The organism is Nonomuraea sp. NPDC050310, from assembly GCF_040655795.1.
Classification (GTDB): Bacteria; Actinomycetota; Actinomycetes; order Streptosporangiales; family Streptosporangiaceae; genus Nonomuraea.
In genome coordinates this window covers 115,495-135,711 of record NZ_JBFAKP010000022.1, presented here as the reverse complement: position 1 = coordinate 135,711, position 20,217 = coordinate 115,495, and the positions used below count along the sequence as shown (strand labels likewise).

Annotated in this window: 20 protein-coding genes; 8 read left to right on the top strand and 12 right to left on the bottom strand. The window is 73.5% G+C overall.

The genetic code is table 11. The annotated features are described in order from the left end of the window. Positions 1-203 precede the first annotated feature (203 nt). Positions 204-806, top strand: coding sequence for a PaaI family thioesterase (locus AB0I67_RS35470; protein WP_357932948.1), 603 nt, complete (start codon positions 204-206; stop codon positions 804-806). Between the two features lie 20 nt (positions 807-826). Further along, positions 827-1,489, top strand: coding sequence for a GntR family transcriptional regulator (locus tag AB0I67_RS35465; RefSeq protein WP_357932945.1), 663 nt, complete (start codon positions 827-829; stop codon positions 1,487-1,489). Positions 1,490-1,505: 16 nt separating this feature from the next. Here AB0I67_RS35465 and AB0I67_RS35460 read toward each other — a convergent pair whose 3' ends face one another. Then, the gene (locus AB0I67_RS35460) at positions 1,506-1,754 is read right to left on the bottom strand and encodes a heavy metal-associated domain-containing protein (protein ID WP_357932942.1); all 249 of its coding nucleotides are present in this window, start codon (positions 1,752-1,754) and stop codon (positions 1,506-1,508) included. A 150-nt stretch (positions 1,755-1,904) separates the two neighbouring features. Here AB0I67_RS35460 and AB0I67_RS35455 point away from each other — a divergent pair, with 150 nt between their 5' ends. Continuing rightward, the gene (locus AB0I67_RS35455; RefSeq protein ID WP_357932940.1) at positions 1,905-2,870 is read left to right on the top strand and encodes a helix-turn-helix transcriptional regulator; all 966 of its coding nucleotides are present in this window, start codon (positions 1,905-1,907) and stop codon (positions 2,868-2,870) included. Between the two features lie 7 nt (positions 2,871-2,877). On the opposite strand, the gene AB0I67_RS35450 is transcribed toward AB0I67_RS35455, so the two are convergent. From AB0I67_RS35450 to AB0I67_RS35425, 6 genes are all read right to left on the bottom strand, one after another. Next, positions 2,878-3,627, bottom strand: coding sequence for a glucose 1-dehydrogenase (locus AB0I67_RS35450; RefSeq protein WP_357932937.1), 750 nt, complete (start codon positions 3,625-3,627; stop codon positions 2,878-2,880). Next, complete coding sequence (locus AB0I67_RS35445; protein WP_357932934.1) at positions 3,627-5,603, bottom strand: acetate--CoA ligase family protein; 1,977 nt, start codon at positions 5,601-5,603, stop codon at positions 3,627-3,629. The genes AB0I67_RS35450 and AB0I67_RS35445 overlap by 1 nt, the downstream gene beginning before the upstream one ends. Continuing rightward, positions 5,587-7,119 (bottom strand): class I adenylate-forming enzyme family protein, encoded by a 1,533-nt coding sequence (locus AB0I67_RS35440; protein ID WP_357932932.1) that lies wholly within the window; start codon positions 7,117-7,119, stop codon positions 5,587-5,589. Before AB0I67_RS35440 ends, AB0I67_RS35445 begins: the two co-directional genes overlap by 17 nt. 17 nt (positions 7,120-7,136) lie before the next feature. Beyond that, positions 7,137-7,460 carry a VOC family protein gene (locus tag AB0I67_RS35435; protein ID WP_357932929.1) on the bottom strand — a complete coding sequence of 108 codons (324 nt, stop codon included), beginning with the start codon at positions 7,458-7,460 and terminating at the stop codon, positions 7,137-7,139. Then, entirely contained in the window at positions 7,457-7,798 is a 342-nt protein-coding gene (locus tag AB0I67_RS35430; protein WP_357932926.1) for an OB-fold domain-containing protein, read from the bottom strand. Before AB0I67_RS35430 ends, AB0I67_RS35435 begins: the two co-directional genes overlap by 4 nt. Positions 7,799-7,919: 121 nt before the next feature. Next, positions 7,920-9,650, bottom strand: coding sequence for a protein kinase (locus AB0I67_RS35425; protein WP_357932924.1), 1,731 nt, complete (start codon positions 9,648-9,650; stop codon positions 7,920-7,922). Between the two features lie 163 nt (positions 9,651-9,813). Here AB0I67_RS35425 and AB0I67_RS35420 point away from each other — a divergent pair, with 163 nt between their 5' ends. Both AB0I67_RS35420 and AB0I67_RS35415 read left to right on the top strand, forming a co-directional pair. Further along, a complete protein-coding gene (locus AB0I67_RS35420) occupies positions 9,814-10,404 on the top strand; it encodes a cysteine hydrolase (protein ID WP_357932922.1) in 591 nt (196 codons plus the stop codon). Next, complete coding sequence (locus AB0I67_RS35415) at positions 10,404-11,150, top strand: SDR family NAD(P)-dependent oxidoreductase (protein WP_357932919.1); 747 nt, start codon at positions 10,404-10,406, stop codon at positions 11,148-11,150. Before AB0I67_RS35420 ends, AB0I67_RS35415 begins: the two co-directional genes overlap by 1 nt. Positions 11,151-11,161: 11 nt before the next feature. On the opposite strand, the gene AB0I67_RS35410 is transcribed toward AB0I67_RS35415, so the two are convergent. Next, a complete protein-coding gene (locus tag AB0I67_RS35410; protein WP_357932917.1) occupies positions 11,162-12,439 on the bottom strand; it encodes a serine hydrolase domain-containing protein in 1,278 nt (425 codons plus the stop codon). Between the two features lie 31 nt (positions 12,440-12,470). On the opposite strand from AB0I67_RS35410, the gene AB0I67_RS35405 reads away from it, so the two are divergent. Further along, positions 12,471-13,520, top strand: coding sequence for a cyclase family protein (locus AB0I67_RS35405; protein WP_357932914.1), 1,050 nt, complete (start codon positions 12,471-12,473; stop codon positions 13,518-13,520). A 23-nt stretch (positions 13,521-13,543) separates the two neighbouring features. After that, entirely contained in the window at positions 13,544-14,119 is a 576-nt protein-coding gene (locus AB0I67_RS35400; RefSeq protein WP_357932911.1) for a TetR family transcriptional regulator, read from the top strand. 2 nt (positions 14,120-14,121) lie between these two features. Here AB0I67_RS35400 and AB0I67_RS35395 read toward each other — a convergent pair whose 3' ends face one another. From AB0I67_RS35395 to AB0I67_RS35380, 4 genes are all read right to left on the bottom strand, one after another. Next, a complete protein-coding gene (locus AB0I67_RS35395) occupies positions 14,122-15,201 on the bottom strand; it encodes a DNA alkylation repair protein (RefSeq protein WP_357932908.1) in 1,080 nt (359 codons plus the stop codon). A 90-nt stretch (positions 15,202-15,291) separates the two neighbouring features. Then, positions 15,292-16,575: a phosphotransferase gene (locus tag AB0I67_RS35390; protein WP_357932905.1), complete on the bottom strand. Its 1,284-nt coding sequence runs from the start codon at positions 16,573-16,575 to the stop codon at positions 15,292-15,294. A gap of 25 nt (positions 16,576-16,600) precedes the next feature. Further along, a complete protein-coding gene (locus AB0I67_RS35385; RefSeq protein WP_357932902.1) occupies positions 16,601-18,079 on the bottom strand; it encodes an AMP-binding protein in 1,479 nt (492 codons plus the stop codon). Positions 18,080-18,146: 67 nt separating this feature from the next. Beyond that, complete coding sequence (locus tag AB0I67_RS35380; protein WP_357932899.1) at positions 18,147-19,190, bottom strand: LLM class flavin-dependent oxidoreductase; 1,044 nt, start codon at positions 19,188-19,190, stop codon at positions 18,147-18,149. A gap of 69 nt (positions 19,191-19,259) precedes the next feature. On the opposite strand from AB0I67_RS35380, the gene AB0I67_RS35375 reads away from it, so the two are divergent. Continuing rightward, a complete protein-coding gene (locus tag AB0I67_RS35375; protein ID WP_357932896.1) occupies positions 19,260-20,180 on the top strand; it encodes a carbon-nitrogen hydrolase family protein in 921 nt (306 codons plus the stop codon). The last annotated feature ends 37 nt before the right edge of the window (positions 20,181-20,217 follow it).

Here is a 20,217-nt window from a genome sequence, read left to right as displayed (position 1 = left end):
GTGATTCGGGAGGCTACCTGGACGAAACACCAGGTCAAGCAAGAACCAAGAAAGTCCCATGGCCGAGCGTGGGGGATAACCGCAGGTCAAGAGCTTGCCAGATATGCCGGAAATTAGCTGGAAAATCCACAAAAGATCTACCTGTGACCCCTGCGACCCATGTTCCGAACCCGATTCGGTAGAACGCGTTCTAGAATGAGGCCATGACCATGGAGCTCACCCCCGAGTCCCGCCTGGCCGCCCACTGCGTGCTCGCCCAGCAGACCCGCGACCTGATGGACGCCGTCGCCCTCACCGACGTCGAGGAGGGCGAACTGGCCGCGGTCACCGCCGCGCTCGCCGAGCTCACCGCCCGCCTGGGCGCCCGCGCCCGCACGAGCCCGCAGCCGTTCGAGATCGCGCCCGACGGCTCGCTCCGCCACCTCGGCAACGCGGTCACCGGCGGCGCGAACCCGCACGCCCTCCCGCTCGTCGTCGAGCTCGGCGACCGGGGCGCCCGTGCGGAGGTGGTCTTCCGCCCGCTGCACGAGGGCCCGCCGGACGGCGTGCACGGCGGCATCAGCGCCATGATCCTCGACCACCTGCTCGGCCAGGCGGTCGCGCACGCCGGCTTCGCCGGGATGACCGGCACCCTCACGCTGCGCTACCTGCGGCTCGTGCCGTACGGCAGGCCGCTCCTGGCGACGGCGGAGCACACCCGCTCGGAGGGCCGCAAGACGTGGGCCGAGGGCCGCATCGCGCTGCCCGACGGCACCCCGCTGGTCGAGGCGAGCGGCCTGTTCATCACGCCGACCTCCTGGCGCTGATCGCGGTATACCGTTATCCCATGTCAACGGTCTACGAGACGCTGAAGGAGCACATCGTCGAGGGTGTGCTCCAGCCCGGCGAGCGGCTGGTCGAGCGCGACCTGGCCACCGAGCACGGCGTCTCGCGGATCCCGGTGCGCGAGGCGCTGCGCCGCCTGGAGGCCGAGCGGCTGGTCGTGGTCGTGCCGCGCAAGGGCGTGCTGGTCAGCCCGTTCACCCCGGCCGACGTGGCCGACTTCTTCGACGTGCGCGAGAGCCTGGAGGTGCTGGCCGCCCGGCTGGCCGCGGGCCGGGCCGACCAAGAGGCGCTGGCCCGCCTGCGTGCCGCCCTGGCCGAGGCCGACGCGGCGACCGCCCGCGGCGAGGCCGGGGCCATCGCGCGGGCCAACGCCGGGTTCCACTCCGCCGTGGTGGCGGCCTCGGGCAACGCGCTGCTGGTGGAGCTCATGGGACCGCTGGAGGCGCGGCTGCGCTGGCTGTTCCGGCTGACCTTCGAGCGCGACCAGGCCCGCCAGTGCGCCGAGCACCACGAGCTGTTCGACGCGATCGCCGCCGGGGCGGCCGAGCGGGCGGCGGCCGTGGCGCTGAGGCACGTGGTCAGCGGCCGGACGCCCTCCCTGGAGCTCGCCGCCGGCTGGACCGCCATCGACCCGGACGAGGTGGCCAAGCGCCGCCGCCGCTGAACCCGGCGCCGCCCGTCTAGCTGTGCCAGACCGGCACGCGGCCGGCCTCGCAGCCGGCGTCCTCGATCGCCGCCAGCACGAAGCTCTCCTCGACCGGCCCGTCGGTCAGGACGCTCACCCGGCCCAGCGCCGCGTTGACGTCCACCCCGACGACCCCGGGGATCGCCGCCAGTTCCCGCCTCACCGTCTCGACGCAGTGCGCGCAGGCGCCGGCCCGCAGGCCGGTGACACGGTAGGTGACCAGGCTGTGCTCAAGTGTGATCATAAGCTCCTCCGTGGGTGCCGTACAGGGGTTGGGTATAAGGCCGCGAACGCCGCGTCCTACCCTGCTGAGAGCCTGCCGTACGGCCGGCGAAAGGCACTACTTCTACGGGCTTCCGCTTCCCGCCACGGCGGAAAGCGGACAGGGAGCGATGTGGTCGAGGAACGCACGGTCCGGCAGGTCTACGCGCGGATGTGGGAGCGGAGCCTGTCCTTCGCCGAGGCCGCGAGCGAGCTGGGGCTGCGCCCCGCCGAGACCGCTCAGGTCCGGGCGCGGCTGGCGGAACTCGGCCTGCTCGACCCGGGCGCGGAGGTCGCCGTCGACGCCATGGCGGCGCTGCGCCGCATGCTGGCGGGCGGTGAGGACCTGCTCGGGCGGCTGGCCGAGCAGCGGGCCGCCTCGCGGGCGCTCACCGACTACGTGAGCCTGACCGGCGGCGACAACGAGCACGTCCGCGTGGACTTCTACCCCGGGACCAGGACCGAGACCGAGGCCATGCGCACCAGGCTGCGCGCGGCGACCGCGCGCAGCACCGAAGAGATCATGAGCATGCACCCGCCGTACCCGTGGCACCGCTGGTCGCCGAAGCGGCTGGCCCGCTCGCGCGCGGAGGACGCCGAGGCGGTCGGGCGCGGGGTGCGGGTCCGCAACCTGCACACCCAGGGCCAGTTGCACGTGCCGCTGGCGCGCGAGCACATCCAGGGCATGCTCGACGTGGGCGTGGAGGTGCGCACCTCGGCCGTCGTGCCGGTCCGGATGATCGTGATCGACCGCGTCCTCGCCGTCGTCGAGGCCGTGCCCGGCGACATCGCGGCCGGGGCGCTGCTGATCGAGGGCCGCCTGCTGGTCGCCTCCCTGGCCGCGCTCTTCGACTACTGCTGGATGACCGCCGCCGAGCCCAAGGACGTGCCGCGCGCCGCTGTCGGCGACGACCTGACCGAGCAGCAGCGCGCGGTCCTGCGCCTGCTCGCCTCCGGCTCCAAGGACGACGCCATCGCCCGCGCGCTCGGCGTCTCCCCGCGTACGGTCACCCGCGTGGTCGGCGAGCTGACCGCCCTGCTCGGGGCCGGGAGCCGCTTCCAGGCCGGGGTGCGCGCGGCCAAGCTGGGCCTGACCTGAGCGCCGGCTAGTAGCCCGCGCCGGTGGTGAGACCGCCGTCCACGGTGAACTCGCTGCCGGTGCAGTAGCTCGACCGGTCGGAGGCCAGGAACGCGACCAGGTGCGAGACCTCCTCCGGCCGGGCGAAGCGCTTGATCACCATCGACCGGGCGAAGGCCTCCAGGTCGATCGCCGCCGCCACCGCCGGATCGGCGGCCATCGCGGTGTTGACCGCCCCGGGGTGCACGCTGTTCACCCGGATCTTGTCCTGCGCCAGCTCCCGCGCGGCGGCCTTGGTCAGCCCGCGCAGCGCGAACTTGGAGGCCGAGTACGCCGACAGCCCGGCCGCCCCGATGAAGCCCTCGATGGAGGAGATGTTCACGATCGAGCCGCGCCCGGCCGCGCGCATGGGCCCGATCACCGCCTTGATCCCCAGCCACGCGCCGCGCAGGTTGACGTTCAGCACCCGGTCGAAGTCCTCGACCGCCATCTCCTCGATGGTGGCGAACTTCAGGATCCCCGCGTTGTTCACCAGCACGTCGAGCCGGCCGTGCGCCTCGACCACCGCGCCGACCGCGCGCTCCCACTCCTCGGGCCGGGTCACGTCGTGCCGGACGAACAGCGCCCCGGTCTCGGCGGCCAGCGCCTTGCCCTCCGCCTCCAGGACGTCGCCGAAGACCACCTGGGCGCCCTCCCGCAGGAAGAGCCGCACGTGCGCCTCGCCCATGCCCCTGGCTCCGCCGGTGACCAGCGCCACCTTGCCGTCCAGCAGTCCCATCAGATGCTCCTTCCCGCGGCGACGGCCGCGGCCGCCGCCTCCATCGACCGGTAGACGGGCACGCCCGCGACGAGCTCCCGCACGCGCTGCTCGACGCCGGCCGGCGCGACCTCGGCGTTGCGGGTGACCAGGGTGAGCCGGGCGCCGGCGACCTTGGCCAGGTGGCCGGCGTAGGCGTAGAGGGGTTCGGCGGCGTCGCCGTAGGTGAAGAAGCTCTGCACGTTCACGTGCGCCACCACGTCGCGGTAGGGGTGATGGCGCAGGATCGTTTCGATGGTCTCCCGTACCAGGTCCGGCCTGGCCCGGGGGCCGACCGGGATCTCCAGCGGGTTGGCGAGGGAACTGCCGGCGCCCAGGCCCAGCGCGCGCAGGGCGGGCAGGACCGCCTCGGGCAGCGGGCCGAGGGCGAGCCCGGCGCGGTCGAAGGCGTCGGCGGCCAGCACGCTCGCCCCGCCGCTCGGCCCCACCACCAGCACGCCGTCGCCGCCCGTGGCGTGCGCGTGGGCCTGGAAGTACAGCAGCGCGCCGATCAGCTCGTCCTGGCTGCCCACCAGCGCCGTCCCGGTCTGGGCGGCCACCGCCTCCCACACCCGGCCCTCGCCGACGAGCCCGCCGGTGTGCGAGGCCGCGGCCCGCCGGCCCTGCCCGGTGCGCCCGCCGACCAGCAGCGCCACCGGCACCCGGCAGCCCGCCAGCGCCTCGGCCAGGGCCCGGCCGTCGCGCGGGTCCTCCAGGTAGAGGCCGATCGCCGTGGTCTCGGGCTCGCGCGCCAGCCAGGCGAGCAGCTCGGCTGGGGTCACGTCGGCCGAGTTGCCCACCGTCGCCACCCGGCCGAAGCGCAGGCCGCGTTGCTCGCCGACCCGGATCACCTCGCCGGCCAGGCCGCCGCTCTGCGAGATCAGCGCGATGCCGCCGGGCTCGCCGAACCCGCCGCCGAGGAAGGTCTGCCGGCCGCGCGGGGAGTAGACGCCCAGGCAGTTCGGGCCCAGCAGGCGGGTGCCCGCCTCGCGGGCCGCCGCCGCCAGCTCGGCCTCCAGGTCGGGCCGGCCGGCCTCGGCGAAGCCGCCGCTCATCACCTGCACGTACGGCACGCCGCTCGCCTGCCGTACGAGGTCGGGGCAGCGCTCGGCGGGCACCGCGACCAGCGCGTAGTCCACCCCTTCCAGGGTCGGTACGGCAGGCACCCCGTCCACCTCGGTCGCGGTCGGATGCACCGCCACCACCGGCAGCCCGGCGTCCCGGTAGAAGCCGAGGAACATGTTCCCGAAGCCCGGCCTGGTCGTGGAGGCGCCCACCACGGCGACCCGGCGCGGCTCGAAGAGCGCGGTGAAGTCGCTGACCGGCGGCTCCGCACGAGCCGGCGCGGGAGCGGGCAGGTAGCGGGCGTCCACGGCGACCACGCCCGACGCGCTCGCGATGACCGGGTTCAGCTCGAACTCGCCCAGGTCCAGCCGCTCCCACAACCCGCCCGGGCCGCCCACGGCCAGCAGGAGCCGGATCACCGCCTCGACGTCGACCGCCGCGCCGCCGCGATAGCCCGACAGCAGTGGAGCGCCGCGCAGCTCGGCGAGCATCGCCTCGGCGTCGCCGTACGAGACGGGACAGAGCCGGAGCGAGGTGTCACGCAGCAGCTCGGCCCAGACGCCGCCCAGTCCGGCGACCAGGACGGGACCGAAACCGGGGTCGCGGACCAGGCCGACGAGGAGCTCGACGCCCGGCGCGGCCTGCTCCTCGACGAGGAAGCCGTCCATGGGCACGCCGCGCGCCCGCATCCCGGCCAGCGCCTCGGGCACCTCGGCGGCGCTCAGGCCGAGCCGGACGCCGCCGACGTCGGACTTGTGCAGCGGCCCGACCGCCTTCAGGACCAGCGGCTCGGTGAGCCCGGCCACCTCCTCCAGCGCGCGCACGCCGCGCGGGACGGCGATCCCCGCCGCCCTCAGCAGCGCCTTGACCTCCGGCTCAGACCAGGTGGCCATACAGGTCCCGGATCTCCCGGCGCAGCAGCTTGCCCGGGCCGCCCGAGGCGTCCTCGAAGTGCGGCAGCGACTCGGCGACGACGATGTGGTCGGGCTGCTGGTGCGCGGGGAGGGTCTCGGCCAGGGCGACGGCCAGCTTGGCGGGGTCCAGCGAGTGCCCGGCGCGCGGCACCACGGCCACCAGGATCTTCTGCTCGGCCGCCTCGCCGCCCTCGGCGTGCGCGGGCACGCCCACGGCGCCGGCCTCGGCGACCGCGTCGAGCGCGGCGGCGGCCTCCTCCACGGCGGCGGGCTGGCTCCACCGGCCGCCCTTCAGGATGGCGTCCTCGCGCCGGCCCAGCACGGTCAGCACGCCGTCCTCGGCCAGGACGCCGAGGTCGCCGCCGACGAACCAGCCGTCGCGCAGCACCTCGGCGGTCCTGTCCGGCAGCCCGTCGTAGCCGGCCATGCGGTGCGGTCCGGCCAGGTTGATCTCGCCGGTCTGCCCGACCAGCCGCTCACCCGCCGGACCGGTGATCTTCACCGCGTTGCCCGTCCGTGCCCGGCCGGAGGAGCCGAGCGGGGTCGAGCCGTCGTCCACCCGGCCCATGCAGGTGTAGGGCGCCTCGGTCTGGCCGTAGTAGGAGTAGACGCCCGCGTCCGGCAGGCGGTCCTTGATGCGGGCGAGCATGGGCGCGGTCAGCGGCTCGCCGCCGAGCATGATCACGCGCAGCGAGGACAGGTCGGCCGCCTCGTGCTCGGCCGTGCCGAGCAGGGCGGCGTAGAAGCTGGGGATCTGCGAGACGTGCGTGACCCGCTCGCGCGGCACCACGCGCAGGAAGTTGGCCGGCCCCCAGTCCTGCTCCAGCACCAGCCGCATGCCCGCGTAGAGCGCTGGCCCGACGATCGCCGGGAAGCCGATGCCCCAGATGATCGCGCCGGTGCCGAAGACCGAGTCCTCGGCCCGCGGCACGTCGAGCCAGATCTGCGCGGTGGCGATCGAGGAGGCGTGCGTGTGCACCACCGGTTTCGGCAGGCCGGTGCTCGTGCCGGAGGTGTAGTAGAGCGCCACCGGGTCGTCGTGGAAGCCGGACAGCTCCGGCTCCGACTCGTCGCCCGAGTCGAGGTCCGCGGCGTCCAGCCAGGTGGTCACGCCGGGCAGGTCCGGCCTGATCTGCTCGACGACGCCCGCCACGGTCGAGTCGTACACGAAGGCCGTGCAGCCCGAGGCGGCCACCACGGCCCGCAGCACCTCCACCGGCCAGTACGGGTTCAGCGCGGCGGTGACCACGCCCAGCTTGGCCTGCGCGAGGTAGAGCTGGGCGACCTGGAGCGTCTCGTTGAGCAGAGCGGCCACCCGCCGGCCGGGCCGGATCCCGGCCGCGCTCAGCGCGTGGGCGCGGCGGTTGACCGCGGCGTTCAGCTCCGCGTAGGTGAAGGACTGCTCGCCGCAGTAGGTGAGCGCGACGCGGTCCGGCGTGCGGAGCGCGCCCGCGGTGAGGATCGTGTGACCGTAGTTCCCGTAGGGGTTGCGCATGGACGCCTCCGCCTTCTTCAGAAAGTCTCGTACAGCACGAAGAGGTTGCCGTCGGGGTCGCGCAGCGCCGCCCGCAGCTCGTGCGGGCCGCTCTCCGGCTCGCGCTCGACCGTCGCGCCGCGCGCCACGAAACCGGCCACGGCCTGCTCCAGGCCGGTGACCTTGTAGGCGGGGGCGGCGGCCGGCAGCAGGTGCTCGCCCGGCCCGGCCAGCGCGACGGTGACGCCGCCGCCGTCGAGCGCGGCGAAGCGGTCGCCGTCCCTGAACTTGACCGGCAGACCGTAGAAGGCGATCGCCTCGTCCAGGTCGGCGACGGGGATGAGCACGTTCCCCAGCTTCACGCGGGCCTCCAGTGCGGCAGGTCGTCCAGGAAGGTGACGCGGACCGGCAGGCCGATCCTGAGCCGTTCCGGCGGGCACTCCACGACCTGGCCGAAGGCTCTGACCCCTTCCGGCAGGTCCACCCAGGCCAGGACGTACGGCACGGCGAACCCCTCGGCGAAGGTGCGGTGCACGACGGTGTAGGTGCAGATCGTGCCCTCGCCCGAGACCGGCTCGAAACGCAGCTCGCCGGCGCAGGAGGGGCAGTCGTCGGCGGGGAGGTGGACCCGGCGGTCGCAGGACAGGCAGCGCTGGACCAGCAGTTCGCCGCGCGCGCAGGCGGCCCAGTAGGCGTCCATCGCTTGCCAAGCTAGCGCACGCTTGGTTGGCGAACAAGGGCCGGGTGGGCGGGGGAGCGGTGTTCTGCTGGAGGGGCCTTCGGGGCTTCCCGGGCTTCCCGGCTTCTCGGGCTTCCGGGGGTCAGTCTTCCGGGGGGATGCTCACGTCGGGGGCGGCGTCCGCGTCCGTGGAGGGCGTGGGGCGGACGGCCTCGAGGTCGGGGCTGCCCGCGGCCTCCTGCTGGGTGGAGGTCGGCTTGGCCCCGGCGGTCGGGGGCGGCGGGCTGAGGTGCGGGGTGGCGCAGGCCGGCCCGTCGACGGCGATCTCGCTCACCTGCGGCCCGTTGGCCGAGACCGGCTCGGTGGCCACCGTCATCCCGAACCACGCCCGCCGCCCGCACGGCACCTCGCCCAGGTTGTGGGAGATGGTCCGGGTGTAGGCGGTCTCACCGGTGAGCGTGTGCGTCTGCGTGGCCACGATCTGCGCCGCCAGCTCGCCCTCCCGCCGGGTGAAGGACACCTTGAGCCGCACCGGCCCGCCGTTGGTGGCCGACACCCGCACCGACCCGGTGGTCCCGCTCCACCGGGTGATGCTCGCCGAGCGCACCGCCGGACGCCCGGCCGGCGGCGTACGGCTCGCCGTAGGGGTGGGCGTGGGCCGCGCCTGGGTCGGGGTGGGCACGCCGCCCGAATCCGACGTCGGCTGACGGGTCCCGGAAGGGCGCGCGGGCGGCGTCGACGTCGTGGGGACACGGGTACGCCTGGTCGGCCCGGAGCTCTGCCCCGGCGGTAAGGCCGCGCTCCGCGACGCGGACGGCACATGCGTGCCGATCTGGTGCGGCGACTCCGGCGGCGGCATCAGGAACGGCCCCTCCGGCAGGTCCCCGCGGGTGATCAGCAGCCCGACCAGCATCGCGGTCACCGCCCCGCCCGCGATCCACAGGTGCGGCGGCATCCGCGGCACCATGCTCACCCACGTGCGCTGCCGCCGCCGGAGCACCGCCGTCTCCGCCGCCCCCGCATCGGCGCGCACGCTCGGATCGGCCAGCGGGAAGCGCAGCGCCAGCATCGTGGCCAGCTCCCCGAGGTGTCTCCTGCCGCGCTTCTCCCAGTCCGGGCCGTAGCCGGCGAGCGCGTCCTCCTCCAGCTCGGCGGCGAACTCGATGGCCGAGCCGTACCGGCCGGCCGGGTCCTTCGCCAGCCCCCGGCGCAGCAGGTCGCGCAGCGTGTCCGGGACCAGTTCGAGCGGCACCGGCGCGTCCAGGTGCTTGTCGCGCACCTCCGTGGTGCTCCCTCGGTACGGCACGCGGCCCATCACGCACTCGAACAGCAGGCACGCCGCCGCGTAGAGGTCGGCCCGCATGCTGCCGCCGCCCTGCCGCCACGCCTCGGGGGCCAGGTAGGCCGGGGTGCCCTGCGGCACGTCCGGCTCCTCGACGTAGCCGACCACGCCGAAGTCGCCCAGCTTGCTGGTGCCGTCCGCCTGGACCAGCACGTTCTCCGGCTTGACGTCGCGGTGCGCCACGCCCTTCGCGTGCGCGGCGGCCAGGGCCAGGAGCGTGCCCTTCAGCACCACCAGGGCCGCTTCGGGGCCGGTCCTGCCGTGCTCGGTCAGCAGGGTGCGCAGGGAGACGCCGTCCACCAGCTCCATCACCACGGCGGCGCGGGTGGGGGTCTCCACGTACTCGTAGAAGCGGACCACGTTCTCGTCGTCGAGTTCGACCAGGTGGGGGGTGTCGGCGGCGTACCGCGCCATGAAGTCGGGGTCGCGGCGCAGGGCGGCGTTGAGGTACTTGATCGCCACGTAGGCGCCGGTTTCCTGGTAGGTCGCGAGGAACACCCTGCCGGTGTGGCCGGCGCCCAGCTGCCGCACTTCTCGGTACCCCGGGACCAAGATCAACCCCCAAGCGAGTTCACCCGTCGTGGATTCGACGGTCTCACTCCCACTGTTGGTTGTCACGAGTGTCCATATTTCACGGTATGTAGTCGTGAGCTAGGCTGAGCGGTGTTGCCAAGCAAGCGCTAGGGAGACTGTGATGAGCGGCGCGGTGGCGGTCCTCGTGATGGAGATGCAGCGCGGCGTCCTCGGGAGCTTCCCGGACCTGTGCTGGCCTGGCCTGATCCCCAACTCCGCCGCCCTGCTGACCGCCGCCCGTGCCCGCGGGATCCCGGTCGTGCACTGCACCGCCGCCTTCCGCGCCGACCGGGCCGGGACCCACACCGACAACTGCCCCTTCATCGTGCGCCTCCTCCGGGACCCCGCGCACATGCTCGAAGGCACCCCGGCCGTGGACGTCCTGCCCGAACTGCTCGGGCCCGGCGACCTGGAGAGCCGGCGCTACCACGGCTTCTCGCCCTTCACCGGCACCACCCTCGACGCCCGCCTGCGCGCCCTCGGCGTCCGGCACGTCGTCGCGCTCGGCGTCTCGCTCAACCTCGGCATCCCCGGGCTGGCCCTGGAAGCGGTCAACCTCGGCTACCGGGTCACCGTGGTCGAGGACGCGGTCTCTGGGATGCCCCGGGAGTACGCGCTCGCGGTCCTCAAGCACACCGTCTCGCTGCTGGCCACCCGTACGACCACCGCCGCCCTCCTGGCCGACTGGTCCGCCGCCGAGGTGACCCGCTGATGGACGGCTCGCGCCTCGGCTTGATGGACGGCCTGCGCCTCGACGGCCACACCGCCGTCGTCACCGGCGGCGCCGGAGCCATCGGCACCGCCATCACCCGCGACCTCACCGCCCTCGGCGCCCAAGTGATCGTCGCCGACCTCACCCCCACCGCCCCCGACCTGATGCCTCGCTTTCTGCCCCTCGACCTGCGGGACCCCGACTCCATCGAGCACTTCTGCGCCCAGACCGGCGAAGGCGTCGACATCCTCATCCACAACGCCGGCGTCTCCGTCGTCGAACCCTTCGCCACCTCCGACCCCGCCGCCTGGGACCTCATGTGGCAGGTGAACCTGCGCGGCCCCATGCTCCTCACCAAGCTCCTGCTCCCGTCGATGACCCGCCGAGGCTGGGGCCGCCTGGTGTTCATCTCCTCCGACGGCGCCCGCGCCGGCTCGGGCGGCGAGGGCGCCTACGCGGCCACCAAGGCCGGACTGTTCGGCCTGGCCAAATCCCTGGCCAGAGAGGTGGCCCGCGACGGCATCACCGCGAACGTCGTCTGCCCCGGCCCCACCGACACCCCCATGCTGCGCCGAGTCTCCGACCAGCACCCCGGCCTGGTCGACAAGCTCACCCGCACCATCCCGCTGCGCCGCCTGGGCACCCCGGAGGACGTCGCCGGCCTGGTCGCCTACCTGTGCACCCCCCGAGCCGCCTACATCACCGGCCAAACCCTCTCCGTGAGCGGCGGCGTGACGATGCAATGAACCCGTCGGGATCACAGTGCCGCGTAGACCGCCTCCAGCAGCCGGTAGGCCCGCAGCCCACCCGAGGCCGCGTTCGCCATCCGATTCGGCGTGTACCCCACAGCCAGGCCATGCCGTACATCGCCGAGCCCCAGAAACCCGCCCATCCCGGTGTGCCCGAACGCCCCCTCCGCACCGCCCCTCGGCACCAGGAACCCCATCGACGGCCGCATGAACCCCAGCCCGAACGAACTGTCCACCAGCAGCACCTCATCGGGCCCCTGCACCCGCCGCCGCATCGCCTCGGCCAGCGTCTCGGGCGCGAGGATCTCCCCGGCGAGCAACGCCCGGTAGAACCCCGCCAGCCCCCGCGCCGTCGCCACCATCCCCGCCGCCGGCCACCCCGACCGCATGATCACCGGATGGTTGGCCCCACCGGGCAACTTCTGCATGTCGGGGTTCCCCAGCGCCCGATTGACCAGGCTCTGCGGATCAGCGAACGCCCTCGCCATCCGCTCCACCAGCCCTTCTCCAGCACCCCCAACCGCAGCCCCCGCCGACCCGCCGCCCACCGATACCCCGCCGGCCGGCCCATCGGTGGCCGCTGCGGGGCGGGTCGCACCTGTGTCTCCGGGGCCGGAGACGGTCGGCCGGGTCGTGGGTGCGGGACCACCGGGGGTGGTGCCCCGGGCGGAGGCGGTGAGCCGGGCCGCCCGCCCGATCACCTCGTCCGGCGCCCCCAGCCACATCTCCAGCCCGTACGGCCCGGCGATCTCGGCCGCCACCAGCTCGCCCACCGACTTCCCGGTGACCCGCCGCACCACCTCACCCACCAGGAACCCGTAGGTCAGCGCGTGATACCCGTGCGCAGTCCCCGGCTCCCACAACGGCGTCTGTACGGCAAGCCGCGCCGCGATGGCCGCCTGGTCCTCGAACTCCTCGACCGGCACCACCCCGTCGAGCACCGGCAGCCCCGCCTGATGGCTCAGCACGTGCTCGACCGTGATCTCCGGCTTCCCGAACTCCGGCCAGTACGTCGCCACCGGCGCCCCGACCTCGACCAGCCCCCGCTCGACCAGCATCAGCAGTACGGTCGCCGTCACCGCCTTGGTGCAGGAGTACACGTAGGCCGGGGTGTCCTCCGCCCACTCCCGGCCCGTGTGCCGGTCCGCCGTGCCGTACCAGAGATCCACGACCGGCTCCCCGCGCAGGTACACCGCGACCGCGGCCCCCAGCTCGGACCCATCGGTGAAGCCCTGCTCGAAAACCTCGCGCACCTTCGCGAACCGGGGGTCGCAGTAGCCGTTCACCCATCTCCTCCACGTGGAAGCGAGCGCTTACTTGGTTCACGAGCCTAACAACTGGGGCCGCTTCGGCCCAGAGGATCAGCGGGGCACCCTCAACCTGCTCACCGGCCCCCACGTCCTCGCCGCCCTGTCCCACGCGGTTACCGGCGAGGTGCTCAGCCTCGGCATGCCCATCCGCCGTGGCCGCCCCCGCCTGCCCGGCCGCCCCGAGCCGCAGCACTACATGTCCATCGACGGCGCCGACTTCGCCGCCGGGACCCGCCCCGTCGGCGCCGGGCTCCGCATGGCCGACGACACCTTGATCGTCTCCCCGCACGGCACCACCACCCACCTCGACGCCCTCTGCCACATGTGGTCCGGCGACGAGCTGTACAACGGCCACCCCGCCGCCCAGGTCCACTCCTACGGCGCCCGCCGCTGCGGCATCGAACACGTCGGCGGCGTCGTCACCCGCGGCGTCTTCTTCGACGTCCCCGCCTACCTGGGCCTCGACCACCTCCCCGCCGACTTCCGGATCTCCGCCACCCTCCTCACCGAGATGGCCGAGCACCCAGGGGCGGGGGCGGGTGGCGCCGAGCTCGCTGGAGGCCCCGGAGGCACGGAGAGCCACGCCGCGGCGGGTGGTGCCGGGGAGGCGGCGGGCCCTGAGGGTGCGGTGAGTGGTGGGGTAGAAGCGGGTCCACCGACCACGAGGGGTGCCGCGGTCGCAGTGGGTCCTGGGGACGCGGTGGTGATCCGTACCGGCTGGCCGCAGGTCTGGGACCGCTCACCCGACGCCTACTCCCGAGACGGCCAGCCCGGTCTGGCCGCGGACGCCGCCCGCTGGCTGACCGAACGTGACGTGGCGGTGGTGGCCTGCGACAACGCCGCCATCGGCGGCCTGAACCCCCAGGGCCTGGCCGACGAGCCCCTGGAGGACGACCTCCACCTCATCCTCCTGCACCGCCACGGCATCCACCTGGCCGAACTCCTCTGGCTGGAAGACCTCGCCGCCACCGGCAGGACGGAGTTCGTGTTCGTACTCGCCCCCCTCCGCCTGGTCGGCGGCACCGCCAGCCCGATCAACCCCCTCGCCATCCTCTGAACAAGGGGAGGACAATTCACTCCATGACTCTCCGGGAGCGCAAGAAGGCCCAGACCAGGGCGCTCATCCAGCGTGCCGCGCTCCGGCTCTTCCGCGAACACGGCTACGCCGCGACCACCGTCGAGCAGATCGCCGAGGCGGCCGAGGTCTCGCCCAGCACGCTCTTCCGCTACTTCCCGTCCAAGGAAGACCTCGTCCTGGTCGACCAGTTGCCCGCCTTCACCGCCGCCCTCCGCGCCGCGCCGCCCGAGCTGGGCCCCGTGGCCGCGGTACGGCAGGCGATCCGGACCGTGACCGCCGAACAGGACCCCGACCACCTCGCCGAGAGCGTGGAACGCGAGCTCCTCATGATCACCGTGCCCGAGCTCTGGTCCGCCAGCCTGCGGAACATCACCTCAGCAAGCACCTCGTTGCGGACCATCCTCGCCGAACGCCTGTCCCGAGACCCCGTTGACCTGCGAGCGGTCACCGGAGCGATCATGGGCGTGATCTCGGCCGTGTGGTTCGACTGGGCCGACGACCCGACCCTGGACGGCGCCGCCGAAGTGGACCGCGCCTTGGCCGACCTGGAAGTCCTGGACGAGCGGTTCACGAAGTGAGGTCAGGCGCCTGAGGCCGGGGTGAGGGTGAAGCGGGCGGTGGCGCGGAGGCGGCCGTTGACCATGATGTCCAGCGTGCGGGGGCCGGGGGCTTCCTGGCGGGTGGTGACGGGGCGGAAGGAGTGGCGCTTGCGCACGGTGAAGGTCTCGCCGCGGGTCGTGGCGAGGCGTTCGGCGAGGTGGAAGGTGCGGCGGGAGCCGTCACGGGTGACGGTGTACTTCAGGATGAGCGGCCCCGGCCCGTCGGCGCGCAGGACGACGGTGAAGGGGAGGGAGTCGCCGACGGCGACCGTGTCTCCGGCCAGCGACAAGGAGTCGATGACGCCGTTGCCGGGGACGGCGCCGACGAGGTCGAGGGCGCCGGGGTGGCCGGAGCGGAGCAGGCCGCGCAGGGCGTGCCGCAACACCCGCTCGACGTGCGAGCCGCCGGCGTCCCGCCAGCCGCCCAGGAGCTCCAGGGTGCGCTCGGGGTGGGTCTTGGCGAAGTCGTTGACGTGGTTGGCGACGGACCGGCGGACGTACTCGCTCGGGTCGTCGCGCAGCAGCCCGAGCAGGGGCAGGGTCGGGCCGGGCTCCATGAGCCAGCGAACCTGGGCGCCCCAGGGCAGGCGGGGCCGGGTGCCCTCGGAGGCCAGACGGCGCAGGTGCTCGTCGGGGGATTCGGCCCAGCCGTACATGATCCGCAGCGCGGCCTCACGGTGGGCGGTGAGGTAGGGGCGGACGGCGAACTCGCCGGTGGAGTGGGGCGTGAGCACGGCGATGGCGGACATGGCGGCGTCGAGATGGTCGAGGCCGTGGAGCGCGAGGTAGTCGGTCGCGGGCCAGCCGCTCCACAGGTCGAGCGGCACCGCACGGGCGGCGTCGGCCAGCACGGCGGCGGCCTGCGGGAAGGGCAACGCCAGACCGGCGTGGAGGCAGCCGGCGACGTGGCGGACCCGGTCCTTCAGCTCGAGACCGGGCAGGCCGCTCAGGGAGTCGGTGACGAAGCGGTCGCGCGGGAAGGGGGACCACGCGGCGGCCACCCCGTCGGCCAGGAGGCCGACGGAGCGTTCGTTGATCAGGTCCTTGAGCGGTTGGGCCATGGCAGGAAGAGTGCCAGACGGGGCCGACAGTTTCCGCTGGGCCATGGCAGCAAGAGTGCCAGACGGGGCCGACGGTTTCCGCGGGCGGGCTCACTCCTCCCGGCGGCCGGCCAGCATGCGGCGCAACCACCTCGCGGTCATCGCCGGCAGTTGTGGGTTGCTCCCGGCGGGCAGGACCTCGGCGATGGCGTCGAAGCTGAGCGCCTGGTTGAAGGCGGCCAGCGGCTTGGCCAGCCGCCAGGCCTCGACCAGGCGGTCGAAGGGCCCGTAGGCGGTCCAGCGGGAAAGGTAGGCGTCGCGCACGTCCTCGCTGTGCTGCCAGTAGAGCGAGATCAGGTCGAGGAACGGGTGTCCCACCGCGGCGTCGGTCCAGTCGAAGAACAGGTACCGCTCGCCCGCCGTGGCCACGTTCCCCAGGTGCAGGTCGCCGTGGACCAGGCTGTCCGGCAAGCCGTACCCCGCCAGCCGCTCGGCGGCCTCGGCCAGCTCCGGCGCCAGGGCGTGCACCGCCTCGACCTCCTGCGGGGTGAGCCAGTCCTCGGCGGCGCAGCCGTACCTCGGCCGGGCGGGGTCGAGGGCAAGCGGCCAGGTGGCCGCCTGTCCGGCCAGCCACGGGAGGGTCCGGTCCCGGCAGCCCGCGGCCAGGAGGCGGTCGAGGCGGGCCGCCGAGCCGACCTGGAGGTCGGCGTACTGGGCCAGGACCCGGGCGTGGGTCGCGGCCTCGACGGTGTTGCCGACCTCGGGGCCGAACGCGTCGAGCGCGACCAGGCGGCGACGGGCGTCGACGGCCAGGGGCGTCGGCACCTGGCCGGGGAAGAGCTCGGCGAGGGTGGCCAGGACGGTGCCCTCCTCGGCGAACAGGGGAGTGGCGATCGAGGACTTCACGTACACCGTGCCGCCCGAGGTCGCGGCGCGCAGCACGCTGGACAGCTCCCACACCCGCACCTGGACGAGCGGCCCGAGCAGGGAGCCGCCTCGCGCGGCCAGGGCGTCGGCGAGCCAGGTCGTGACTTCGGCGTGCCAGGCGGGCGAGGTCCAGGGCGGTCCGGAGTCCGGCGGTCCGGCGGGCGCGTCGGGCCGGGTCCAGGCGGCTTCCGGAGGGAGCGGTGAGCCGGGGAGCAGGGTGGCCAGCCAGGTGAGGCGCCGGGTCGGCACCTCGCCCTCTTCGTCCCGGAGAGGGGCGTGGAGGGCCAGGACGACGGCTTGCAGGCCGGTGGCGGCACGGAGGGCGGCGAGCGGGACCTCGGGCTCGTCCTCCTCGAGCTGGCCGGGCAGCTCGGTCTCCGGGAGGGCGCCGGCGAGGGTGAGCACGTCGGCGCCGCCGTCGCGGATGATCAGCCAGCGGATCACGGTCCGCCATTCGGGGGTGGGCACGAGGGCTCACCCTAGACCAGCGTGATCACGTCCCGGGATAGTTGCCTCCGCCGTGGGCGGCGTCGAGGGCGTCGTAGTCGGGGGTGAAGCCCTGCTTGGGGAGGGCGTCGACGAACACCACCTCGCGGGGCTTCTTGTACGAGGCCAGGTGCGAGCGGACGTGCTCGACGAGGTCTGCTTCGGTCGCCTCCGAGCGGAGGACGACGAGGGCCTTGACCGCCTGGTGCCAGCGCTCGTCGGGGACGCCGATGACGGCGGCGTCGGCGACGGCGGGGTGGGTCTTCAGGACCCGCTCCACCTCGGCGGGGTAGATGTTCTCGTTGCCGGATTTGATCATGCGCAGGCGGGGGCCGATGAAGGTGAGGGTGCCGTCGGGTTCGCGGCGGCCCAGGTCGCCGGTGTGGTGCCAGCCATGAGCGGATTTAGCGGTGTTCAGCTCGGGCCGGGCGAAATATCCGGAGAACAGGGTCTTGCCGCGGGCGCAGATCTCGCCGACCTCCCCGGCGGGCACCTCCACGCCGTCCGGATCCAGCAACCGGACCTGGACCAGCGGCGACGGCCGCCCGGCGAAGCCGGCCCCGCCGGGCGCGAGCCCGAGGAAGGTCAGCATGCCGCCGACCTCGGTCTGCCCGTAGCCGCCCATCTTCGACCGGCACCAGGGGGAGTCGTCCACGGTCGTCATCGCGTCCCACTCGGCGGAGTGGGAGACGAACCGCAGCGAGGACAGGTCGTACTTGCCCCCGGCGTTGGCGGCGGCCACCGCGTCGATCATCTGGCCGAACAGGAACGCCTGGGTGACCCGCTCGGCGTCCACCAGCCGGCAGAGCTCGTCGGGGTCGAAGGCGGGCATGAAGACGTTCGTGCCGCCGAGGTGGAAGGTGGCCAGGCAGAACATCATCGTCCCGACGTGGAAGAGCGGGCCGCTGCTGAGGAAGGTGAAGCCCGGCTCCATCTGGCGGACCGTCATCAGGGTCGTGCTGTGGGCCAGGAGCGCGGCGCTGCTCAGCAGGGCGGCGTTGGGTCGGCCGCCGAAGGCCGCGGTGTAGAGGGCCAGGACGGGCTCGGTGTCCGGCACCTCCGGCAGCTCGCCGGCCGGGCCGCCCGCTCGAAGGAAGGTCTGATAGTCGGTCCCCGCGCGCACCCACTCCGCGCCGGCCAGGGGCTCGGCGGCCTCGGCGGGCTCCCAGACCACGACGCGCGGCTCCAGGTCCTCCAGGACGAAACGCAGCTCGTCGGTGCTCTGCCGCCAGTTGGCCGGGCAGAAGATCGCGCCCAGCCGGGAGCAGGCCAGGAGCAGTTCCAGTACGGCATGTGAGTTCTGCCCGAGCCACAGCACCCGCTCCCCGGCCCGCACGCCGCGCGCGGCCAGGGCGGAGGCCAGGAGGGCGACGCGCCGGTCGAGCTCGGGGTAGCTCAGCCGCGTCTCGCCGTCGACGACCGCGACCGTGCCGGGGCGGCTGCGCGCGTGCTCGGCGAGGACGTTGGAGAGGGTCAGTGAGTGCATGATCGCGCCTCCTGGACGGGCCGGGCTCGCGCCAGTACGGCCGGCGCAAGCCGTACATCATGAAATATCAGGTGAAAGCGGGGATGACCTCGGCGGCGAAGAACCGCATGACCCGGGCCATCTCCTCGAACGGCATGGGCCGCGTGCTGCCGAAGTCGCACAGCACCTCGGCGAACCCCGCCGCCCGCAGCACCGAGATCTGCTCGATCACCCGGCCGGGGTCGCCGATGACCTCCAGTTGCTCCCAGCGGAAGTCGTTGCTGACCGAGCCGCCCTTGAGGTAGCGGTCCTGGTAGTACTCGAACCCCTGGGCGGCCTGGCCGGTGCGCGGGTCGATGGGGGCGCTGCGCTCGTTGAAGATGCGCGAGCGGTCGAAGGAGGCCTCGAACCGGGCCTGGTCCTCGCGGGCCTGCTCCAGCGTGGGGGCGACGTAGACGCTGCGGGCGACGATCAGCCCGCCGTACGGGTCGGTCCCGGCGATGGAGCGCCAGGTCTCGGCGGCCTTGACCACCTTGCGGAAGGTCGCCGCGGGGTCGGCCAGGATGGGCAGGCCGCGCTCGGCGTACATGGTGACCGTCTCGGGGGAGACCGCGGCGACGTGGATCGGCGGGTGCGGGCTCTGGAGCGGCCGGGGGGTGAGCGAGATCTCGCCGGTGCGGTGGAACTTGCCCTCGTGCTGGAAGGTCTCCCGGGTGAACAGCCCCAGCACGACCTCCAGCGACTCGTTGAACCGGTCGCGCGCCTCGGCCAGGTCGACGCCGAAGCCCTCGAACTCGAAGCTCTGGTAGCCGCGGCCGATGCCGAGGTCGAGCCGCCCGCCGGAGAGCACGTCGACCATGGCCGCGGCCTCGGCGACGTGCACCGGGTTGTGCAGGGGCAGGACGACGATGCCGGTGCCGAGGCGGAGCCGGGAGGTGCGCGCGGCGGCGTGGCTGAGCAGCGTGAACAGGTCGGGGACGACGCCGTAGTCGCGGAAGTGGTGCTCGGCCAGCCGTACCCCGTCGAAGCCCAGCTCCTCAGCCAGCTCGATCAGGGCGAGGTGGTAGTCGTAGACGTCCTTGAAGCTCTGCCCGTCGAACCGGTGGAACAGGTGGAAGGTCGAGAACCTCATGCGTCCGGCCCCTCGTCAGTAAACCAAGCGCTCGCTTGGGAAGCGTATCAGGCGCTATAGGATCACGCCATGCGTATCGCCGCCGCCCAGGCGCGGTGCCCGTGGCTCGATCCGGCCGCCGGGACCGCGAAGGTGCTCGACTTCCTGAACGACGCCGCCGGCCAGGGCGTGGAGCTGGTCGCCTTCCCCGAGACGTTCCTCAGCGGCTACCCCTTCTGGGTGGAGCGGACCGACGGCGCCCGGTTCGACGACCCGGACCAGAAACGGGCCTACGCCGCCTACCTGGACGCCGCGGTGGAGCTCGGCGGTCCGGAGCTGGCACAGATCACCGAGGCCGTGCGCGACCTGGGCGTGTTCACCTACCTGGGGATCAGCGAACGGTCCGGCGGCACGGTCTACTGCACGCTGGTCGCGATCTCGCCGGAGGAGGGCGTCGTCTCCGCGCACCGTAAGCTCGTGCCGACCTTCGAGGAACGCCTGGTCTGGGGGAGCGGCGACGGGCACGGGCTGCGCGCGCACAGCTTCCGGGGCGTGCGGGTGGGCGGCCTGAACTGCTGGGAGAACTGGATGCCGCTGGCCCGGCAGGCGCTCTACGCCCAGGGCGTCGACCTGCACATCTCGGTGTGGCCCGGGTCGACCGCGCTGACCAGGGACATCACCCGCTTCATCGCCCGGGAGGGGCGGGTGTGGTCGCTGGCGGCGGGGGCGTTGTTCTCCTATGCCGACGTGCCGGCTGATTTCCCGCTCTACGACCGGCTCAAGGAGCTCGGCCCGCGCGCCGACGGCGGCTCGGCCATCGCCGGGCCGGACGGTGAGTGGGTGGTCGAGCCGGTGGCGGGGGAGGAGCGGCTGGTGATCGCCGACCTCGACCTCGCCGCGGTGCGGGGGGAGCGGCAGAACTTCGACCCGGCGGGGCACTACAGCCGGCCCGACGTCCTCCAACTGCAGGTCGACCGGCGGCGCCGGGCCACTGCCCACTTCACCGACTGAGCCGCCGCCAAGGGCCGCCCGAGCGTCGGCCCAGGGT

Excerpts from the sequence above, each read along its gene's own strand:
- AB0I67_RS35470 (WP_357932948.1), top strand. The coding sequence starts at position 204 with ATGACCATGGAGCTCACCCCCGAGTCCCGCCTGGCCGCCCACTGCGTG.
- AB0I67_RS35465 (WP_357932945.1), top strand. The coding sequence starts at position 827 with ATGTCAACGGTCTACGAGACGCTGAAGGAGCACATCGTCGAGGGTGTG.
- AB0I67_RS35460 (WP_357932942.1), bottom strand. The coding sequence starts at position 1,754 with ATGATCACACTTGAGCACAGCCTGGTCACCTACCGTGTCACCGGCCTG.
- AB0I67_RS35450 (WP_357932937.1), bottom strand. The coding sequence starts at position 3,627 with ATGGGACTGCTGGACGGCAAGGTGGCGCTGGTCACCGGCGGAGCCAGG.
- AB0I67_RS35445 (WP_357932934.1), bottom strand. The coding sequence starts at position 5,603 with ATGGCCACCTGGTCTGAGCCGGAGGTCAAGGCGCTGCTGAGGGCGGCG.
- AB0I67_RS35440 (WP_357932932.1), bottom strand. The coding sequence starts at position 7,119 with ATGCGCAACCCCTACGGGAACTACGGTCACACGATCCTCACCGCGGGC.
- AB0I67_RS35430 (WP_357932926.1), bottom strand. The coding sequence starts at position 7,798 with ATGGACGCCTACTGGGCCGCCTGCGCGCGCGGCGAACTGCTGGTCCAG.
- AB0I67_RS35420 (WP_357932922.1), top strand. The coding sequence starts at position 9,814 with ATGAGCGGCGCGGTGGCGGTCCTCGTGATGGAGATGCAGCGCGGCGTC.
- AB0I67_RS35415 (WP_357932919.1), top strand. The coding sequence starts at position 10,404 with ATGGACGGCTCGCGCCTCGGCTTGATGGACGGCCTGCGCCTCGACGGC.
- AB0I67_RS35400 (WP_357932911.1), top strand. The coding sequence starts at position 13,544 with ATGACTCTCCGGGAGCGCAAGAAGGCCCAGACCAGGGCGCTCATCCAG.
- AB0I67_RS35395 (WP_357932908.1), bottom strand. The coding sequence starts at position 15,201 with ATGGCCCAACCGCTCAAGGACCTGATCAACGAACGCTCCGTCGGCCTC.
- AB0I67_RS35385 (WP_357932902.1), bottom strand. The coding sequence starts at position 18,079 with ATGCACTCACTGACCCTCTCCAACGTCCTCGCCGAGCACGCGCGCAGC.
- AB0I67_RS35380 (WP_357932899.1), bottom strand. The coding sequence starts at position 19,190 with ATGAGGTTCTCGACCTTCCACCTGTTCCACCGGTTCGACGGGCAGAGC.
- AB0I67_RS35375 (WP_357932896.1), top strand. The coding sequence starts at position 19,260 with ATGCGTATCGCCGCCGCCCAGGCGCGGTGCCCGTGGCTCGATCCGGCC.